Below are 15,830 nucleotides of genomic sequence, written 5' to 3'. Positions count from 1 at the left end.
GCTTTCATGGGCGCAGGGCACAGTCACGGACAGGTTCGGGCCGGACACGAACGCAAGTTATGGATGGCCCTGGGGCTGACGGGCAGTTTCATGATCGCCGAGGTGATCGGCGCCTTTGTCACCGGCAGCCTGGCGCTGCTGTCCGATGCCGCCCATATGATGACTGACGCGCTGGCGCTGGCGATCTCCCTGGTGGCGATCCAGGTCGGCAAGCGCGCGGCCGATCGCAAGCGCACCTTCGGTTATGCGCGCTTCGAGATTCTCGCCGCGGCGTTCAACGCCCTCCTGTTGTTCGTGGTCGCCTTCTACATCCTGTTCGAGGCCTGGCAGCGCCTGTCCGCACCGGCGGAAATCCAGTCCACGGGCATGCTGGTGATCGCGGTGCTGGGGCTGGTCGTCAACCTGATTTCCATGCGCCTGCTGGCCTCGGCGAGCGCCGAAAGCCTTAACGTCAAGGGTGCCTACCTGGAGGTGTGGAGCGACATGCTCGGCTCCATCGGCGTGATCGTCGCGGCCTTGGTGATCATGTACACCGGCTGGGGCTGGGTCGATTCGCTGGTGGCGGCGGCCATTGGTTTCTGGGTGCTGCCGCGCACCTGGACATTGCTCAGGGAGAGCATGAACGTACTGCTGCAAGGCGTGCCGGACGGCATCGATATCGATCAGGTCGAGCAGGGCATTCGCGCCATCGACGGGGTGACCGAGGTGCACGACTTGCACCTGTGGGCCCTGACCAGCGGCAAGAACGTGATGAGCACGCATCTGGTGGCCGACCTGGGGCGGCGCAGCGAGCAGCAGATCCTGGCCGAGGTCACCGAACTGATGCACGAGCGCTTCGATATCTCCCATGTGACGGTCCAGGTCGAACAGGCCGGCTTTCACCAACAGGGGCACGAAGAGCACGTACATTAATCACCTGTAGCCGCTGTAGCCGCTGACGAGCCCGCGAGGCTGCGACCGACCGCGCAGCGGGCGCCGCTCTTGGGCGCGCCGGAGGTCCTTCGGACCTATCGCAGCCTGCGGCAGCGGCTACACCGATCGCGTGTACCGAACTATCGGGTTGCCCCTGTAGCCGCTGCCGAGCCTGCGAGGCTGCGATCGACCGCGCAGCGGGCGCCGCTCTTGGGCGCGCCGGAGGTCCTTCGGACCATCGCAGCCTTCGGCAGCGGCTACACCGGTCGCGTGTACCGAACCATCGGGTTGCCCCTGTAGCCGCTGCCGAGCCCGCGAGGCTGCGATCGATCGCGAAGCGGGCGCCGCTCTTGGGCGCGCCGGAGGTCCTTCGGACCTATCGCAGCCTTCGGCAGCGGCTACACCGGTCGCGTGTACCGAACTATCGGGTTGCCCCCTGTAGCCGCTGCCGAGCCTGCGAGGCTGCGATCGACCGCGCAGCGGGCGCCGCTCTTTGGGGCGCCGGAGGTCCTTCGGACCATCGCAGGCTGCGGCAGCGGCTACAGCGCTTCAGTCGCGCTCTTCGAGCACGTAGCCGACGCCGCGCAGGGTGTGGATCAGTTTGCTCTCGAACGGGTCGTCGATCTTGGCCCGCAGGCGGCGGATCGAGACTTCCACTACATTGGTGTCGCAATCGAAGTTCATGTCCCACACGAACGAGATGATCTGGGTCCGCGACAGCACCACGCCGCTCTGGCGCATCAGCAGGTGCAGCAGGGCGAACTCCTTGGTGGTCAGGTCGATGCGTTGTTTGCCGCGAAACGCCCGGTGGCGGCCCTGGTCCAGCTCCAGGTCGGCCACCCGCAGCACGTCGGGAGTCGGCGACTGCTCGCTGCGCCGCAACAGGCTGCGCACCCGCGCCAGCAGCTCGGGGAATTCGAACGGCTTGACCAGGTAATCGTCGGCGCCCAGGTCCAGACCCTTGATTCGGTCCACCAGCCGCCCCTGGGCGGTGAGCATCATGATCCGCGTATTGCTGTTCTGGCGAATGCGCTGCAGCACCCCCCAACCGTCCAGCTCCGGCAGATTGACGTCGAGAATCACCAGATCGTAGGCGTGCTGGCGGGTCAGGTGCAGGCCGTCGGCGCCGTTATTGGCGCAATCGACGACGTAGCCGCTTTCGCTCAATCCCTGGTGCAAGTAGTCGGCGGTTTTCGGTTCATCCTCGATCACCAGAATGCGCATGCTGAATTAGCCTCGGTGTTTAATGCAGTGGGGCAGCCCCATAACTTCGTTGAAATTAACGGGCTGAATGATTCAACTTTCAAAGTTGCGGATTTCAAGATTATTAATTTAAAGGTTCTGAATTTAAAAGCTTCGAAGTGTCGTGCGGGGAGAAGTTGTTTCTCTATATTTCAAGTTGTGGGTTTATTGCACTTGTGCTCGGGTCGATGGCCCGGATGTTAATACACAAGCCCGTAGCAGAGCGTTTGCTAACGGATTTGTAATCTTTGCGCCACCCTGTCGATAAGTACCGAAGGCTACATTTGGCCGGCACTAAATACTCACCTGTTAGTTGTTTTATGGGTGGAGTGTGGATGCGTCGTGCCGGTTCAACTTCCTCGCACCGCAGAGCCTCCGCCGTCACTCTGTACCGGTAAGGGGCCAGAACGCGTTATGCCAACCTCCATTAAAAAACTTGCCTGGATAGTCGGGGCATTGTCCGGCGTCCTGTTGTTGGCCAGTGCCGCGCAGCAGGACGCCGCGGCGGCCGAGAGCCGGGTGCTGAACCTCGACAACGCCCTGGCAAGTGCTTTTGCCAACAACCCCGAACTGGCGGCGGCGCGCTGGGAAATCGACATCGCCCAGGGTGGCCGCCAGCAGGCCGGGTTGATCCCCAATCCGGTGTTGTCCTGGGACGCCGAAGACACCCGCCGCAGCTCGCGCACCACCACCGTCAAGCTCAGCCAGACTCTGGAACTGGGCGGCAAGCGCGGCGCGCGCATCGATGTCGCCAGCCGTGCCCAGGACGCCGCGGCGCTGGAGCTGGAACGCCAGCGCAACCAGCTGCGCGCCGATGTGATCGCCGCCTTCTACGGCGCCTTGCGTGCCCAGGAGCGCAGCGATCTGGCCGGCCGCTCCCTGGCCCTGGCCGAGCGCGGGCTGACGGTGGCCAAGGGCCGGGTGAGCGCCGGCAAGGCCTCGCCCGTGGAGGCCACCCGCGCTCAGGTCCAGCTCTCGGAAGTGCGCCTGGAGCTGAGCCGCGCCGAGATGGACCGGGCCAACGCCTATCGCCAGTTGGCGACCGTGACCGGGGCCGCCAGCACCGACTTCAGCGCCGTCGCGGAGCCGGCCAGCGGGCTGCCGTCGCTACCGCCTTCGGCGCAATTGCTGGCGCGCCTGCAACAGACCACCGAACTGCGCCTGGCCGAAATGCAGGTGGTGCAGCGCGAAGCCTCCCTGGGGCTGGAAAAGGCCCAGCGTATTCCCGACCTCGATATCAGCGTGGGCAGCCAGTACGACGCCAGCGTGCGCGAGCGGGTCAACCTGGTCGGGGTGTCGATGCCGATTCCGCTGTTCAACCGCAACCAGGGCAACGTGCTGTCGGCGGCGCGGCGCGCCGATCAGGCCCGGGACCTGCGCAACGCCGCGGAGCTGCGCCTGCGCACTGAAACCCGTCAGGCCCTGGATCAGTGGAGCACCGCCAGCAACGAAGTGCAGTCGTTCAACCAGGTGATCCTGCCGGCCGCGCAAAACGCCGTGGACACTGCGACCCGTGGCTTCGAGATGGGCAAGTTCAACTTCATCGAGGTGCTCGACGCCCAGCGCACGCTGATCAGCGCCCGCACCCAGTACATCGCCGCCGTGGCCCAGTCCACCGACGCCTGGGTGCGCATCGAGCGCATCTACGGCGATCTCGCCGGCCCCGATCGCACGCTGTGAGAACCGCGTTGTTCGTCCTGTTGGGCCTGGGCGCGCTGCTGGTCACCGATTGCAGCGTGCCGCTGCCGAGCCGGGTCGAGGAGAGCCCATCTCATTGGTGTCTGCATGAGCTGCATCGGGCGCTTGGCGATTTCTTTTTTCCACAGACCTCATGACGCGTCGCTGTTGCCGGTTGGCGCGTCGAGTCGATTTTTTCAGGAGCATGCATGGACAAGAAACGAAGCACAGCCTTGGCGTTGGCCGTGGCGATCGCGCTCGGCGTGGCCGGGTTGATGTGGCAGGAGCTGTTCCAGGCGGCGCCGGTGGCCGCGCAGGCGAAACCCGCGGCCAAGGCGGACACGCACAAGGACGGCGAGGCGCATCAGGAGGGCGAAGAGGGGCAAGCGGAAGCTGAGGGGCATGCCGAGGAAGAGGGCAAGGTCGAACTCAGCGCCGAGCAGATCAAGGCCGCCGACATCCAGCTGGCCGAGGCCGCACCGCGGGATCTCAGCAGCTTGCTGACGCTGCCGGGGGAGATCCGCTTCGACGAGGACCGCACCTCGCACATCGTGCCGCGCGCGGCCGGGGTGGTGGAGTCGGTGGCGGTCAATCTCGGCCAGACGGTGAAGAAGGGCGAGCTGCTGGCGGTGATCGCCAGCCAGCAGATCTCTGACCAGCGCAGCGAACTGGCCGCCGCCGAGCGCCGGGTCGAGCTGGCACGCACCACCTTCCAGCGCGAGCGCCAGTTGTGGGTCGACCAGATCTCCGCCGAGCAGGATTACCTGCTGGCGCGCCAGACCCTGCAGGAAGCCGAAATCGCCCTGAACAACGCCCGGCAAAAGATGAACGCCCTGAGTGGCAGCGCGGTGCTGGCGGGCGGCAACCGCTATGAAATGCGTGCGCCGTTCGACGGTGTGGTGGTGGAAAAACACCTGAGCGTCGGCGAGGTGGTGGGCGAGACCAGCGCCGCCTTCACCCTGTCCGACCTGTCCCGGGTCTGGGTCACTTTCGGCGTGTTTCCCAAGGACCTGAACAAGGTCCGGGTCGGCAAGCCGGTCCGGGTGCAATCCACGGAACTGGGCACCCAGGTGCAGGGCACGGTGGCCTATGTCGGCAGCCTGCTGGGCGAGCAGACCCGGACCGCCACGGTGCGGGTCACGGTGCCCAACCCGGACGATGTCTGGCGGCCGGGGTTGTTCGTCTCGGTGCAGGTGGCGACCGACACCTACCAGGCCGGGGTGACCGTGCCGCAGAGCGCGGTCCAGACCGTGGAAGACAAGCCTGCGGTGTTCGTGCGCGTCGCCGACGGTTTCCAGGCCACCCCCGTGGTGCTGGGCGGCAGCGAAGGCGGCTTCGTCGAGATCCGCGAAGGCTTGCGCGCCGGGGCCCAGGTGGCGACCACCGGCAGCTTCATCCTCAAGTCCGAACTGGGCAAGGGCTCGGCCGAGCACGGCCATTGATCCGCACTGAGTGTTTCCCTGGAGAGTGACTTCCCATGTTTGAACGCATCATTCAATTCGCCATCGAGCAGCGCATCATCGTGCTGCTGGCGGTGCTGCTGATGGCCGCCGTGGGCATCGGCAGCTACCAGAAACTGCCGATCGACGCGGTGCCGGACATCACTAACGTGCAGGTCCAGGTCAACGCCAGCATGCCCGGCTACTCGCCGCTGGAAACCGAGCAGCGCATCACCTACCCGGTGGAAGTGGCCATGGCCGGCCTGCCGGGCCTGGAGCAGACCCGTTCGACTTCGCGCTCGGGCCTGTCCCAGGTGACGGTGATCTTCAAGGAAGGCACCGACCTGTACTTCGCCCGGCAACTGGTCAACGAGCGCCTGCAGGTGGCCCGCGAACAGCTGCCCGAAGGCGTGGAGGCGAGCATGGGGCCGATCTCAACCGGCCTCGGCGAGATCTTCTTCTGGACGGTGGAAGCCGAGCCGGGCGCGCTCAAGGAGGACGGCACGGCCTATACGCCAACCGACCTGCGGGTGATCCAGGACTGGGTCATCGCCCCGCAACTGCGCAACGTGCCGGGGGTGGCCGAGATCAACACCATCGGCGGCTTCGCCAAGCTCTATCAGATCGCCCCGGACCCCAGGCGCCTGGCGGCCTACAACCTGACCCTGAGCGACCTGATGACCGCCCTGGAGCGCAACAACGCCAACGTCGGTGCCGGATATATCGAGCGCAACGGCCAGCAGTTGCTGATCCGCGCGCCGGGACAGGTGAAGTCCATCGAGGACATCGCCAACATCGTGATCAACACCGTGGACGGCACGCCGATCCGCGTCAGCAACGTGGCCACCGTGGACATCGGTCGTGAGCTGCGCACCGGCGCGGCCACCGAGAACGGCCGCGAAGTGGTGCTCGGCACGGTGTTCATGCTGGTGGGGGAAAACAGCCGCACAGTGTCCCGGGTGGTGGCGGAAAAACTCGCCGAGATCAATCGCTCGCTGCCCAAGGGCGTGACCGCAGTCACTGTGTACGACCGCACCAACCTGGTGGACAAGGCCGTGGCCACGGTGAAGAAAAACCTCATCGAAGGCGCGCTGCTGGTCATCGCCATTCTGTTCCTGTTCCTGGGCAATATCCGCGCCGCGCTGATCACCGCCATGGTGATTCCGCTGGCCATGCTGTTCACCTTCACCGGCATGTTCACCAACAAGGTCAGCGCCAACCTGATGAGCCTCGGCGCGCTGGACTTCGGCATCATCGTCGACGGCGCGGTGGTCATCGTCGAGAACGCCATCCGCCGCCTGGCCCATGCCCAGCAGCATCACGGGCGCATGCTCACTCGCTCCGAACGCCTGCACGAAGTCTTCGCCGCGGCCAAGGAAGCGCGACGGGCGCTGATCTATGGGCAACTGATCATCATGGTGGTGTATCTGCCGATCTTTGCCCTGTCCGGGGTGGCCGGGAAGATGTTCCACCCGATGGCCTTCACCGTGGTGATAGCCCTTCTGGGGGCGATGATCCTCTCGGTGACGTTCGTCCCGGCGGCGATCGCGCTGTTCGTCACCGGCAAGGTCAAGGAGGAAGAAAACTTCGTCATGCGCGGCGCCCGCCGGGGTTACGAACCGGTGCTGCGCTGGGTGATGAGCCACCGTTCCCTGGCCTTTGCCCTGGCCGTTCTCAGCGTGCTGGTCTCGGGCCTGGTGGCCAGTCGCATGGGCAGTGAATTCATCCCCAGCCTCAGCGAGGGCGACTTCGCCCAGCAGGCGATGCGCGTGCCCGACGCCAGCCTCACTCAGTCGGTGGAAATGCAGAAGACCCTGGAGAAAACCCTGCTGGCGCAGATCCCGGAAATCGAGCGGGTGTTCGCCCGTACCGGCACCGCCGAGATCGCTTCGGACGTGATGCCGCCGAACATTTCCGATGCCTACCTGATGCTCAAGCCCAAGGCGCAATGGCCGGACCCGGGCAAGTCGCGCGAGGCGATCATTGCCGACATCGAACGGGTCAGCAACAGCCTGCCGGGCAACGTCTACGAGCTGTCGCAACCGATCCAGCTGCGCTTCAACGAGCTGATTTCCGGGGTGCGCAGCGATGTCGCGGTGAAGGTCTTCGGCGATGACATGGAGGTGCTGAACAAGACCGCCGAAGAGATTTCGCAGACCTTGCAGAAGATTGACGGCGCCGCCGAAGTGAAGGTGCAGCAGACCACCGGCCTGCCGGTGCTGACGGTGAATGTCGACCGCGACAAGGCCGCGCGTTTCGGCCTCAACGTCGGCGATGTGCAGGACGCCGTGGCGATTGCCGTGGGCGGGCGCAAGGCGGGCATTTTGTATGAGGGCGACCGGCGCTTCGACATGCTGGTGCGCATGTCTGACAGCCTGCGCACCGATATCGACGGGCTGTCGCGCCTGCTGATTCCGGTGGCGGCGGCCGCGGGCAGCGTCAACGGGCAACTGGGTTTCATCGCCCTCTCGGAAGTCGCCAGCGTCGACCTGGTGCTCGGCCCGGCGCAGGTCAGCCGCGAGAACGGCAAGCGCCTGGTGATCGTTAGCGCCAACGTGCGTGGGCGCGACATGGGTTCCTTCGTCGAAGAGGCGACCCGGGCCATTGGCGATCAGGTGCAGATCCCGACCGGCTACTGGATCACCTGGGGCGGCCAGTTCGAACAGTTGCAGGAAGCCTCCAAGCGCCTGGAGATCGTAGTGCCGGTGGCGCTGCTGCTGGTGTTCGGCCTGCTGTTCATGATGTTCAACAACCTCAAGGACGGGCTGCTGGTGTTCACCGGGATTCCCTTCGCCCTGACCGGTGGGATCATGGCCCTGTGGCTGCGCGATATCCCGCTGTCGATCTCGGCGGGGGTGGGCTTCATCGCGCTGTCGGGGGTGGCGGTGCTCAACGGCCTGGTGATGATCGCCTTTATCCGCAACCTGCGCGAAGAAGGACGGATGCTCGCCGCGGCGGTCAACGAAGGCGCGCTGACCCGCCTGCGCCCGGTACTGATGACCGCGCTGGTGGCGTCGCTGGGGTTCATCCCCATGGCCCTGGCCACCGGCACCGGCGCCGAAGTGCAACGGCCGCTGGCCACCGTGGTCATCGGCGGCATCATCTCCTCCACCGCCCTGACCCTGCTGGTGCTGCCGGCGCTGTACCACTGGGCGCACCGCAAGGAAGAAGAACAGGAACTGCAGGACCTGCTAAACGACTGACCCGCGACCGGCGTCAACCAACCCCGCCTGCGTCATGCGCAGGCGGGGTTTTGTTTATCCCGAGGGCACGCACCCTATAGCCGCTGCCGCAGGCTGCGAAAGGTCCGCAGGACCTCTTGCGATTCCAAGAGCTGCGCCCGCTTTGCGGTCGATCGCAGCCTCGCGGGCTCGGCAGCGGCTACAGGCCGATGTGTAGCCGCTGCCGCAGGCTGCGAAAGGTCCGCAGGACCTCCTGCGATTTCAGAAGCGGCGCCTGCTTCGCAGTCGATCGCAGCCTCGCGGGCTCGGCAGCGGCTACAGAGGGGGGGCGTGGGGGCAAAAAAAAAGCGCCCCATGCGGGACGCTAAAAATTCATCTCTTTCCAAAGGAGCATTCGAAAAAAACGCTTCAGAGATGAATGTGCTCGGGGTGGGCCGGCGTCAGCGGGAGGCTGTGCATGCCTGGGGCCCTGCGGTTCTGTGAGGGGCGGCGCCGGTTGCGCCGTTGTGGTTGTTTTCGCCGTTGTGCTGTTGCTGGCCGAGCCAGAATTGTTCCAGGGCATGCCGGGCGCGTTCGCTGCTGTTATCGCTGGGAAGCGCGCTGGGCTGGCCAGGCGGAGTCAGGTGGGCAGGCTTCAAGACATGATCTCCCGCAAGTGGCTGGCCGCCAGCGAAGCGCTGTCGGCTCGGGCATGCGGGCAAGTATACGAAGGCCAACCTGACGAGAAGGTGAGGGCGATATTACAGTTCTGAAAGACAGGCGTCTGTGAAGAAGTTTTAACGTCGGGCGGGCCTCTCACCCGCCCGGCGCAAGGGCTCAGAGAATGGCCAGCGGGTATTCGACGATCAGGCGGAATTCCTCCAGGTCGGATTCGAAGCTGCTGGAGCGCACGGTGGCCTGGCGGATGCGCAGCGACAGGTCCTTGAGGGTGCCGCCCTGCACCACGTACTTGGCTTCGATATCGCGTTCCCAGCGGCGCTGGTCGGTCAGCGGATTGCCGTCCGCGTCGCGGCGCATGTACACCGCGTTGGCATTGCTGTAGTCGGCGTCGCTGCCTTTGCCATAGCGGGTCATGAACGACAGGCCGGGGATACCCAGGGGTTGCATGTCGAGGTCGTAGCGGACCATCCACGAACGTTCCTTCGGCGAGTTGAAGTCGCTGTACTGGATCGAGTTGTCGAGGAAGATCGAGTCCGACTGGCGCAGGTAGTCGAAGTCGTCGTCGCCATTGTTGCGCTGGTGCGACAGGGACAAGGTGTGGGCGCCATAGGTGGCGCCGATCTTGGCGCTCCAGATGTCGTTGTCGAACTCGCCGAGCAGTTTCTTGCCCTCGTCCACCGCCTTGTAATAGTTGAATCCGGCGAACAGCGAGAACTGGTCCGAGATCGGCCAGGTCGCCGCGGTGCCGAAGTAGTACTGGTCCCAGGCGTCCTTCAGGCGGCTGCTGTAGAGGCTGAAGCTGAGGTGCTTGTTCAGGCTGTAGTCGCCGCCGAAGTAGGCGACCCACGGCGAGTCGACCTTGCCGGCATAGAAGGTGGCGAAACCGTCGCGCAGGCTACTGCTGTCGGGCTGGCTCATGCTGTGCAGGCGCCCGCCCTGGAGGCTCAGGCCGTCGATGCTGGTGTTCTCGAAGGTGGCGCCGCGAAAGCTTTCCGGCAGCAGGCGCGAGTCGCCGTAATGCACCACCGGGGTTTTCGGGAAGACGTCGCCGACCTTGATCACGGTGTCGAGCAGGCGCATTTTCGCCGCGCCGCCGACCTTGCTGTAGTTGTCGGCCGGGTGGTTGTCGCTGTCCACCGGCAGCATGCCGAACGACCCGCGACCACCACTGCGGCCGGCGCCGGAGTCGAGCTTGAGGCCATACATGGCAAAGGCATCGAGGCCGAAACCGACGGTGCCCTGGGTAAAGCCGGATTCGAACTTACCGATCAGCCCCTGGGCCCAGGCCTCCGAATAGCCGTTGCCGGTGGGGCTGGACTGGCCCTTGCGATCGTCGCGATTGAAGTAGTAGTTGCGGGCCAGCACGTTGAGGCTGCTGCCTTCGATAAAACCTTCGGGCTGGTCGTCTGCCGCGTTCACGGCCAACGGGCTCAGCCCCAGTACCGCGGAAAACACGGACAGGGACCAGCGGGTTTGAATGCGCATGTTGTTTGCTCCTGGATATGGGCAGCTATCAGCTGTTATGTCGCCTGGGGCGTTCTTGTTAGTTGTACTCGCGAACCGTCTGGTTAACGGCTGGAGTCAGCGTCGATAGTTGCAAACAACAGATAACGCGGAGGTGACCCGGTTATTACAATTCTGCAAGGATAAAAATTGTAAGTTGTATTTGGTTTTAGTTGGGGGCCTTGTTTTATATGGGGTTTTCTCAAGGGCAAGAAGCGGCCTTGGGTTTATTACATATAAGTAATGTATCCGTGATCTTCCCGACAGGGTCCGCTGGTTATCCTCGTTGCAACTAACCAAAACGAGGAAACAGTCATGAAGTTATTTAAATTGAGTATCGCCGCGCTGGTACTTTCCATTTCGTCTCTGGCCATGGCCGAGGGCGGCGGCGACCGCACCTTCGACCGCGCCATGCAGGCAAATGAGAAGGCCATGGCGGCCTACGCGGCGAAGCAGGGCAAGGAGGCGCCGGTGGTGGAAAACTATCGCTACGGCATGCCCCTGGACATCCAGAAGGTGGTCAACGTGACGCCGCCAGCCAAGGCCTGCAACCCGGTGCCGTCACGCATGACCTATGAGGATTCGGCCGGACAGCTCAAGACCGTTGAGTATCAGGTGATGGGCCAGTGCCGCACCAATGGCAGCTAGGGGCCCTAATCCTCAACGTCCTCATGGGGCGCGGGAAGCGGTTCGAGGGCTACGATCATGTCGATTTCCACCGCGGCATTCTTCGGCAGCTGATAGACCCCGAGGGACGTGCGGGTGTGCACCCCGGCCTCGGCAAAGATCGAATAGAGCACTTCGGAGGCCGCGTCGGCGACTTCGCTCTGCTGGGTGAAGTCGGCGGCGCTTTGCACATAGACGTTGAGCCGCAGGACCTTTTTCACCCGCTGCAGATCGCCCAGCAACTGGGCGAGGATCGCCAGGGCACGCATGGTGCAAATACGTGCGGCATACCGGCCGTCTTCCAGCGAAACATCGCCACCGACCCGCCCGACCACCTTCACGGTGTTGTCGATGCGTGGGATCTGCCCGCTGACGTACACCTCGTCGCCGTTCTGCACCGCGGGCACGTAGTTGCCGCCGATGCGCATTTCACCGTCGAAAGCGTGTCCCAGACGCGTCGCCACCTGGTCGAACAGGGCCTTGCGTGAAGCCTCCATAGATTGCACTCCGTCGATTGCCGTTGATTTTCCAGAGCACGACTATAGCCCTTCTTCCGGGCTCCGGAGCATGGCTCGTAGCCCCGCAGGGCCGGGGCCTGAGGCGTTTCAAAGTTTTTTGGTCGGATATGTCTTATGGGGTCTTCAGAAAAATACTCAAGCGCCGATGGCTAGAGACAATGCTGCCCACTATTACTGCCCATCGGTGCATCCCATGTTCAACAAAAGCTTGAAGCAAGAGCTGTTGGCTCTACGCGAAGAACTCTCGAGCCTCCAGCAAGTGAAGGACAGTCTCGACAGCGAAATGCTGGTGCTGATTCTCGATCCCGATGGACGCATTTTGTCGGCCAACGACAACTTCAACCAGGAAATGCTCTACAGGGGCAGCGAACTGGTCGGTCGTCACATCGAGGACATCGTGCCGGCCCACGTCAAGACTGATGAATTCCACCACCGTTTCAAGGCGACGCTGACCCGTGGCGAGCATTTTGCCGGCGCGGTACGCCTGCTGCGCGGTAATGGCCAGGAAGCCTGGCTGCGCTCGATTTCCCAGCCGGTTCGCGATTCCCAGGGGCGGATCAAACAGTTCTCGATCTACTCCAGCGACCTGACCCGCACCATCGAAGCCTCTCGCGAGCACGAGAACCTGATCGGCGCGCTGGTCCGCTCCACGGCGGTGATCGAGTTCGACCTCAACGGCAACGTGCTGGCGGCCAACGAGCGCTTCCTCAGCGCCATGGGCTACAGCCTGGCGCAAATCCAGGGCAAGCATCACCGTACCTTTTGCGAACCCGAGGAATACAACAGCGCCGAGTACCAGGCGTTCTGGAAGCGCCTGAACGCCGGCGAGTTCGTCGCCGGGCGGTTCAAGCGCATCGACAGCTACGGCCGCGTGGTCTGGCTCGAGGCTTCCTACAACCCGGTGGTCGATGCCAACAACCGGCTGTACAAGGTGGTGAAGTTCGCCACCGTGATCACCGACCAGGTGAACCAGGAGCAGGCCGTCGCCGAGGCGGCGAACATTGCCTACAGCACCTCCTTGCAAACCGACAACAGCGCCCAGCGCGGCACCACCGTGGTGACCGAGGCGGTGAGCGTGATGCGCGACCTGGCCAAGCACATGCAGCAGGCCGGCGAAGGCATCGAGGCGCTGAACGAGCAGTCGCTGGTGATCGGCACCATCGTCAAGACCATCAGCGGCATCGCCGAGCAGACCAACCTGCTGGCGCTCAACGCGGCGATCGAAGCGGCGCGCGCCGGTGAACAGGGACGCGGCTTTGCCGTGGTGGCCGACGAAGTCCGGCAACTGGCCTCGCGCACCAGCAAGGCCACCGACGAAATCGTCGGTGTGGTGCGGCAGAACCAGGACATGGCGCGCGAGGCCGTGGCGCTGATGACCGATGGCAAGGCCCAGGCCGAGCAGGGCCTGGCCCTGGCCGCCGAAGCCGGCACGGTGATCGTCGAGATCCAGGACGGCGCGCAGAAGGTGGTGAACGCCGTCGGCCAGTTCGCCAGCCAATTGTCCAACTGAGTCCTGTCCCGGACCCGGCGTCAGGCCTTTTCCAGGCCATGACGTCGGGTGCCGAGTGGCCGCCAGGTCGACGGCCACGATCTGCTCCAACGCCAGCGCGCCCTGCGCGGGCGGTTAGGAAGTTTCCTGTCTCTATGGAAGATAAATCCTAAAGAGCCTTGAGCGCGTCAAGAACGCGTTCCCAACGCCGATGGTGAGGCTGCTGCAGTCTCCAATCACAGGCTATCGGTGTATCCATGTTCAATAAACGTTTGAATCAGAAGCTCCTCGCGTTGGGTGAGGAGTTTCGTGCGCTCGAGCAGGTCAAGGAAGGTTTCGAGCGCACCCTGCTCAGTGTCCATCTCGATCCGCAGCGCCGGATCCTGGTGGCGAACCGCAACTTCACCCAGTGCCTGCAGTATTCCCAGGAAGCGCTATTGGGCTGGCCCATCGACAATCTGCTGCCGGACGATGCCCGGCCCGAAGAGGCGCACTCGCGTTTCATGACGGCGCTGGCACGCAGCGAGCCTTTCGACGACACCCTGCGTCTGCGTCGTGGCGACGGTCATGACGCCTGGCTGAGGGTGATCCTGCAGCCGATCTTCAGCACCGAGCGGAAACTCAGGTCCTTTTCCCTGATCGCCAATGACCTGACCGAAACTGTGGAGACCGCCTGCGAGCACGACAACCTGATCGCGGCCCTGCTGCGTTCGACCGCGGTGATCGAGTTCGACCTCAAGGGCCGGGTACTGACCGCCAACGAGCGGTTCCTGAGCTGCATGGGCTACAGCCTCGAGCAGATCCTGGGCCAGAACCACAGCCTGTTCTGCGAGCCGCAGGAGTACAACAGTCCGGCCTACAAGGTGTTCTGGGAGCGACTGAATGCCGGCGAGTACGTCGCCGACCGCTTCAAGCGCATCGACAGTCTCGGCCGCGTGGTCTGGCTCGATGCCTCGTACAACCCGGTGGTCGATGCCAACGGCAAGCTCTACAAAGTGGTGAAATTCGCCACGGTGATCACCGAGCAGGTCAAGCAGGAGCAGTCCGTCGCCGACGCCGCGGAGATCGCCTACACCATCTCGCAGCAGACCGACAGCAGCGCCCAGCGCGGCTCTTCGGTGGTGACCGAAGCGGTGCAGGTGATGCGCGACCTGGCGACCCACATGCAGCAGGCCAGCGACAGCATCGAGGCGCTGAACGAGCAGTCGCGGGTGATCGGCAGCATCGTCAAGACCATCAGCGACATTGCCGAACAGACCAACCTGCTGGCGCTCAACGCGGCCATCGAAGCGGCCCGCGCGGGTGACCAGGGGCGCGGCTTCGCGGTGGTGGCGGACGAGGTCCGGCAACTGGCCTCGCGCACCAGCAAGGCCACCGACGAGATCGTCGGCGTGGTCCGGCGCAACCAGGACATGGCCCGCGACGCGGTGGTGCTGATGGCCGACGGCAAGACCCAGGCCGAGCAGGGCCTGGGCCTGGCCGCCGAAGCCGGCACGGTGATCGTCGAGATCCAGGACGGCGCGCAGAAGGTGGTAAGCGCCGTCGGCCAGTTCGCCCATCAGTTGTCCGGCTGATGGGCTGGCTGCAGCCAGCCGCCTGGGTGGGGCCGCTGTCAGTCCTGCTGGTTGTTTTCCAGATGGGGCGCGATCAGGGTTTCGAACCATTCGATAAAGGCGTTCAGCCGGCGCGAGCGATGGTTGCGATTGGGATAGAGCGCGGAGATCGCCATGGACGCTGGGCGAAAGCCGGGCAGGACTTCCATCAGTTCGCCCCGGTCGAGCAGGTACTGCACGTCGAAGCGCGGGATCTGGATCAGGCCCAGCCCGGCCCTGCAGCAGGCGATGTAGTTTTCGGCGTTGTTGACGATCACCCGGCTGGGCAAATTCAGTTCCAGCTCGTGACCTTCGGCCAGGTATTCCCAGGGCAGTTCGCGGCCCGTGCTGGGGGAGCCGTAGCCGACCATCCAGTGACCGTCGGCCAGGTCGCCCGGCGTTTGTGGCTGGCCGTGCCGGGCCAGGTAGGCGGGGCTGGCGCAATTGATCAGGGCCAGGTGGCCCAGGCGCCGGACGATCAGGCTGCTGTCGCGCAGGGTGCCGACGCGGATCGCGCAATCCACGCCTTCCTGCACCAGATCAATGGAACGGTCGGTGGAGCCCAGCGCCAGCTTCAGGCTGGGGTAGCGGGCGAAAAGCTCGGGCAGGGCGGGGGCGATCAGGCGCCGGGCAATGCGGCTGGGCACGTCGATATTGAGCCGGCCACAGACGTCCAGTTGACGGGTGTGAAACAGCTGCTCGAGTTCCACCGCATCGCTCAGCAACAGGCGCGCGCGCTCCAGCAGGACCGCGCCGTCGGCGGTCAGCTGAACCTGGCGCGTGGTGCGGTGCAACAGGCGCGTGGCGAGGGCGGTTTCCAGTTGCTGTACCGCTGCCGAGACGGTAGCCCGGGGCAGTTCAAGGGCGTGCGCGGCCTTGATGAAACTGCCCATGTCAGCCACCTGGATGAATACACGGTACTGCTCGAGCTTATCCATGAATGGGGCGTT

The 15,830-nt window shown here is 64.2% G+C and carries 11 protein-coding genes and 2 pseudogenes; 9 read left to right on the top strand and 4 right to left on the bottom strand.

From position 1 onward, the window contains the following. Window positions 1-6: 6 nt before the first annotated feature. Window positions 7-912 (top strand): cation diffusion facilitator family transporter, encoded by a 906-nt coding sequence (locus AC07VU_RS17745; protein WP_277589609.1) that lies wholly within the window; start codon window positions 7-9, stop codon window positions 910-912. Between the two features lie 549 nt (window positions 913-1,461). On the opposite strand, the gene AC07VU_RS17740 is transcribed toward AC07VU_RS17745, so the two are convergent. Next, entirely contained in the window at window positions 1,462-2,136 is a 675-nt protein-coding gene (locus AC07VU_RS17740) for a heavy metal response regulator transcription factor (protein WP_007930804.1), read from the bottom strand. A gap of 432 nt (window positions 2,137-2,568) precedes the next feature. Here AC07VU_RS17740 and AC07VU_RS17735 point away from each other — a divergent pair, with 432 nt between their 5' ends. The 3 genes from AC07VU_RS17735 to AC07VU_RS17725 all read left to right on the top strand — a co-directional run bounded on the left by AC07VU_RS17735 (window position 2,569) and on the right by AC07VU_RS17725 (window position 8,473). Next, window positions 2,569-3,834, top strand: a complete 1,266-nt coding sequence (locus tag AC07VU_RS17735) for a TolC family protein (RefSeq protein WP_277589608.1) — start codon at window positions 2,569-2,571, stop codon at window positions 3,832-3,834. 206 nt (window positions 3,835-4,040) lie between these two features. Further along, entirely contained in the window at window positions 4,041-5,273 is a 1,233-nt protein-coding gene (locus tag AC07VU_RS17730) for an efflux RND transporter periplasmic adaptor subunit (RefSeq protein WP_277589607.1), read from the top strand. Window positions 5,274-5,308: 35 nt separating this feature from the next. Beyond that, on the top strand, window positions 5,309-8,473 hold the full coding sequence (locus AC07VU_RS17725; RefSeq protein WP_277589606.1) for an efflux RND transporter permease subunit: 3,165 nt from the start codon (window positions 5,309-5,311) through the stop codon (window positions 8,471-8,473). A gap of 795 nt (window positions 8,474-9,268) precedes the next feature. Here the strand turns inward: AC07VU_RS17725 and AC07VU_RS17720 are convergent. Then, complete coding sequence (locus AC07VU_RS17720; RefSeq protein WP_495030200.1) at window positions 9,269-10,597, bottom strand: OprD family porin; 1,329 nt, start codon at window positions 10,595-10,597, stop codon at window positions 9,269-9,271. Between the two features lie 333 nt (window positions 10,598-10,930). Between AC07VU_RS17720 and AC07VU_RS17715 the strand changes: the two genes are divergently transcribed. Next, on the top strand, window positions 10,931-11,263 hold the full coding sequence (locus AC07VU_RS17715; RefSeq protein ID WP_007928829.1) for a DUF2790 domain-containing protein: 333 nt from the start codon (window positions 10,931-10,933) through the stop codon (window positions 11,261-11,263). Between the two features lie 5 nt (window positions 11,264-11,268). Here the strand turns inward: AC07VU_RS17715 and AC07VU_RS17710 are convergent, their stop codons facing one another. After that, window positions 11,269-11,778 (bottom strand): RidA family protein, encoded by a 510-nt coding sequence (locus AC07VU_RS17710; RefSeq protein ID WP_007928830.1) that lies wholly within the window; start codon window positions 11,776-11,778, stop codon window positions 11,269-11,271. Here AC07VU_RS17710 and AC07VU_RS17705 point away from each other — a divergent pair. From AC07VU_RS17705 to AC07VU_RS17690, 4 genes and pseudogenes are all read left to right on the top strand, one after another. Continuing rightward, a pseudogene (locus AC07VU_RS17705) lies at window positions 11,702-12,769 on the top strand (PAS domain-containing protein); the annotation flags it as partial. The gene AC07VU_RS17710 and the pseudogene AC07VU_RS17705 sit on opposite strands and share 77 nt — an antisense overlap. 108 nt (window positions 12,770-12,877) lie before the next feature. Beyond that, on the top strand, window positions 12,878-13,309 hold the full coding sequence (locus tag AC07VU_RS17700) for a methyl-accepting chemotaxis protein (RefSeq protein ID WP_232539795.1): 432 nt from the start codon (window positions 12,878-12,880) through the stop codon (window positions 13,307-13,309). Between the two features lie 236 nt (window positions 13,310-13,545). Next, a pseudogene (locus AC07VU_RS17695) lies at window positions 13,546-14,319 on the top strand (PAS domain-containing protein); the annotation flags it as partial. Beyond that, window positions 14,302-14,862, top strand: coding sequence for a methyl-accepting chemotaxis protein (locus AC07VU_RS17690; RefSeq protein ID WP_256583142.1), 561 nt, complete (start codon window positions 14,302-14,304; stop codon window positions 14,860-14,862). The pseudogene AC07VU_RS17695 and the gene AC07VU_RS17690, both read left to right, overlap by 18 nt. 38 nt (window positions 14,863-14,900) lie before the next feature. Here AC07VU_RS17690 and AC07VU_RS17685 read toward each other — a convergent pair whose 3' ends face one another. Continuing rightward, on the bottom strand, window positions 14,901-15,818 hold the full coding sequence (locus AC07VU_RS17685) for a LysR family transcriptional regulator (protein WP_274304631.1): 918 nt from the start codon (window positions 15,816-15,818) through the stop codon (window positions 14,901-14,903). Between the last annotated feature and the right edge of the window lie 12 nt (window positions 15,819-15,830).

It is taken from the genome of Pseudomonas sp. GW821-FHT02B10, assembly GCF_059421865.1.
This window is presented reverse-complemented; position numbering and strand designations above follow the sequence as displayed.